This window comes from bacterium, assembly GCA_026398675.1.
Classification (GTDB): domain Bacteria; phylum RBG-13-66-14; class RBG-13-66-14; order RBG-13-66-14; family RBG-13-66-14; genus RBG-13-66-14.
Genome location: JAPLSK010000103.1, coordinates 1 through 2,871, shown reverse-complemented (window position 1 = coordinate 2,871; position 2,871 = coordinate 1). Strand labels below are relative to the sequence as shown.

Here is a 2,871-nt window from a genome sequence, read left to right as displayed (position 1 = left end):
CGGAAGGCGTCCTCGATGAGCTCCACCTCCGGCTCCCGGCCCTTCGGCCACAGAACGGCCACCACGTCGAAGCGAACGTAGAGCCCCCGCAGCTCGGGACGGCTAACAAGGAGGGCGTCCGCCAGGCGGGCCAGGCGGCGGATTTTATCCGGCGTCACCGCCTCCCGTGGACCCCCGGCCGGTCCGCGCCGCCGCAGGGCCTTAACCTCCACCACGGCCAGAATCTCGCCCTTGCGGACGACGAGGTCCAGATCGCCGCGCAGGTCCAGACCGTGCGGCCGCCAGTCGCGGGCGACGACGGTCCAGCCCCGGCGCTCGTAAATTTCCGCCGCCAGGGCCTCCGCCCGATCCCCCAGCTCCTCCGCCCGGTCCAAGGGTTACTCCCCGCCGAAGGCCGCGTTGAGCGCCGACGCCCGACTCGACTCCAGGCTCTCCTCCACGGCCACCGACCAATCGCCGTCTTTTTCGGCGAGCACCAGGGTGAGCCCCGGCCGCCCCGGCGTGCGGACGGTCAATTCGACCCGGTCTGCTACTACACCCGCGGGTTCGCCCACAATCTCCGGCCGCACGCCCGGCTCCAGGTAGGGCGCCAGCCCGGCCGGGTCGCCGTCGCAAAAAGCGGACGCCCGTTCCGGGTCGCCCGCCTCCACCGCGTCGAAAAATCCGTCCAGGGTCCCCCGCCAGGGCTCGGCCTCCTGGGCGCAGGAGAACGCCCCGACAAATAAAAGCGCGACCCCGACGGCGAACCGGCCCAACCTCACTCCGTGTCCTGCAGGTCGTCGGTGAGGTTCACGTAAAGCCTCCGGGCCTCCCGGGCGCTGGCGTTCATCTCCTCGAGGAGCTGCGTGTCGAGCTCGCGGGCCGGGTTGTAGCCTCGGCGCCGGAGCAGGTGACTCGCGGCCGCCAACTCCACTATCGTTCCGAGGTTCTTCCCCGGGATGGCCGGGATGACTATCTGGGGGATTCGGATGCCGATAATCTCCCGGTAAACCGTGTCCATGCCGATGCGGTCGTAGTTGTATCCGCCGTCCCACTGGCGGATCTGGACCACCAGCTCGATGCGCTTCTGGTCGCGCACCGCGTTCACGCCGAAGAGGTGGCGGACGTTGATGATGCCGATGCCCCGGATTTCCATGTACTCCCGGATTTTCTCCGGGCTGGAGCCGATGAGGACCGAGTTGAAGCGGGCCTTGACCTCGACCACGTCGTCGGCCACCAGGCGGTGACCCCGGGCCACCAGGTCCAGGGCGCACTCGCTCTTGCCGATGCCCGCCTTGCCCAGAATCAGCACCCCCACGCCGTTGATGTCCACCAGGACGCCGTGAATTTTCTGCACCGGCGCCAGCGCCTCCTGGAGGTAGTACCCCAGGACGGTCACCACCTGCTGGGTGTGCTCCGGGCTCGTCAGAACGGGGATGCCGCCGGTGGCCGAGCTCTCGATTAGCTCCCCGGGCGGTTCGTACCCCCGGGTGACCACGAAGCATGGGACGCCGCAATCGTGGGTCAGGCGGTCGAAAACCGCCCGGCGCGCCTCCGAAGAGAGCGTGGCCAGGTAGCTGCTCTCGGTGTGTCCCAAAAGCAGCACGCGCTCGGTGGGGAAAACATCGAAATAGCCGGCCAGCGCCAGGCCGGGACGCTCGATGTCGGGCCGGTTTATCTCCCGGTCCAGCGTCCCGTCGTCGGTGGCGAGGGTGAGCTCGAGCTTCGCCCGGTTGTCCTCGTAGAGGTCGCGAACCTTAACCGCCATGCTCCCCCGCTCCTCGGTAGTGGATTTGCAGCGCGGGTCGGGCAAGGGTCGGCGCCCTTGCCCTCGTACAAGGTCCGGGAGGACGCCGGTCCCTATTCCAGAGAGGCTTCAGCCTCCGCTATCGCCTCGACGACCGCCCCGGCGTCGGGGGCGTCCAGGAGACGCTTGCGGAAGGCGGAATCCTTCAGGAGGCGGGAGAGGGGGATGGCGACGCCGTTCTCCAGGCCGGTGGTGCAGAGTTCCTCGCGGGCGACGACCGCCTCGATGAGCTCCTCCGGGTCCGACAACCGGCCGATCCGGACCAGGTTGTCCACCAGCTCCGCGATGGCGCTCTTTTTGTCGTCGGCCTCCATGTCCAGAATCACGTTCTCGGGGCCGAAGTAGGAACCGATGTTCATCCGTTATCCTCCGGGGTTGATTCCACCGGCGATGGTACTTGAGCGCGGCGCGCTTTGCAAGGGGCATCGCAATCCGCCCCCGGCGCGCGGGCGGCGTAAAAAAAGGCCCCTCGGGGACCGTCGGGGGAATCGTAGTTTCCGCAGGTCATTTATTAAAAAAGGCCCCCGAGGGGACTTGCCGGGGGTATCGTCATTTCCGTAGACCGACGCATAAAAAAGGCCCCCACGGGGGCCTCGATTCGATCGAAGATTTTACACGGCTTCCGGCTCGGCCGGCGCGGGCTTCGCCACCTTCGCGGGGGCGAGATCGAGCCCCTTGATGCGGACCCAGGTGTAGGGCTGCTTGTGGCCGAAGGTGAGTGTGTAACGCTTCCGCTTCTTGAACTTTATCCCCTTCACCTTGCGGGAGCGGCCCTGGATGGCGATTTCGCCGAGAACCTTCGCCCCGGCCAGAACCGGCGCGCCGTGGCGGAATGTCTCGCTGTCCCCGGTGAACAGGACCTCCTCGAAGACCACCTTCTCGCCGACTTCGCCGGCCAGGCGGTCCACGCGGACGAGGTCTCCCTCGCTGACCCGGTGCTGTTTACCGCCGGTGCGGATGACGGCGTACATGGCGACCCCTTTTGCTCATTGGCGGAGGCGTATTGTACCAAAGGCCCCAGGGGATTGTAAAGGGTTGCGGATTTATTTGTGAAATTGTTAAACGGCGGGGATAGGAACCGAGCG

Annotated in this window: 5 protein-coding genes; all 5 read right to left on the bottom strand. The window is 66.8% G+C overall.

Annotated features, from left to right (window positions below; translation table 11 throughout):
* On the bottom strand, window positions 1-374 hold a 374-nt coding region (locus tag NTW26_02355), incomplete at its 3' end, for a YraN family protein (GenBank protein MCX7021115.1).
* Window positions 375-377: 3 nt separating this feature from the next.
* Window positions 378-755, bottom strand: coding sequence for a hypothetical protein (locus NTW26_02350; protein MCX7021114.1), 378 nt, complete (start codon window positions 753-755; stop codon window positions 378-380).
* A gap of 2 nt (window positions 756-757) precedes the next feature.
* Complete coding sequence (gene hprK, locus NTW26_02345) at window positions 758-1,747, bottom strand: HPr(Ser) kinase/phosphatase (GenBank protein ID MCX7021113.1); 990 nt, start codon at window positions 1,745-1,747, stop codon at window positions 758-760.
* Window positions 1,748-1,839: 92 nt separating this feature from the next.
* The gene (locus NTW26_02340) at window positions 1,840-2,145 is read right to left on the bottom strand and encodes a PTS sugar transporter subunit IIA (GenBank protein MCX7021112.1); all 306 of its coding nucleotides are present in this window, start codon (window positions 2,143-2,145) and stop codon (window positions 1,840-1,842) included.
* 252 nt (window positions 2,146-2,397) lie between these two features.
* A complete protein-coding gene (gene rplU / locus NTW26_02335) occupies window positions 2,398-2,757 on the bottom strand; it encodes a 50S ribosomal protein L21 (protein ID MCX7021111.1) in 360 nt (119 codons plus the stop codon).
* Window positions 2,758-2,871 lie beyond the last annotated feature (114 nt).

Excerpts from the sequence above, each read along its gene's own strand:
- hprK (MCX7021113.1), bottom strand. The coding sequence starts at position 1,747 with ATGGCGGTTAAGGTTCGCGACCTCTACGAGGACAACCGGGCGAAGCTC.
- NTW26_02340 (MCX7021112.1), bottom strand. The coding sequence starts at position 2,145 with ATGAACATCGGTTCCTACTTCGGCCCCGAGAACGTGATTCTGGACATG.
- rplU (MCX7021111.1), bottom strand. The coding sequence starts at position 2,757 with ATGTACGCCGTCATCCGCACCGGCGGTAAACAGCACCGGGTCAGCGAG.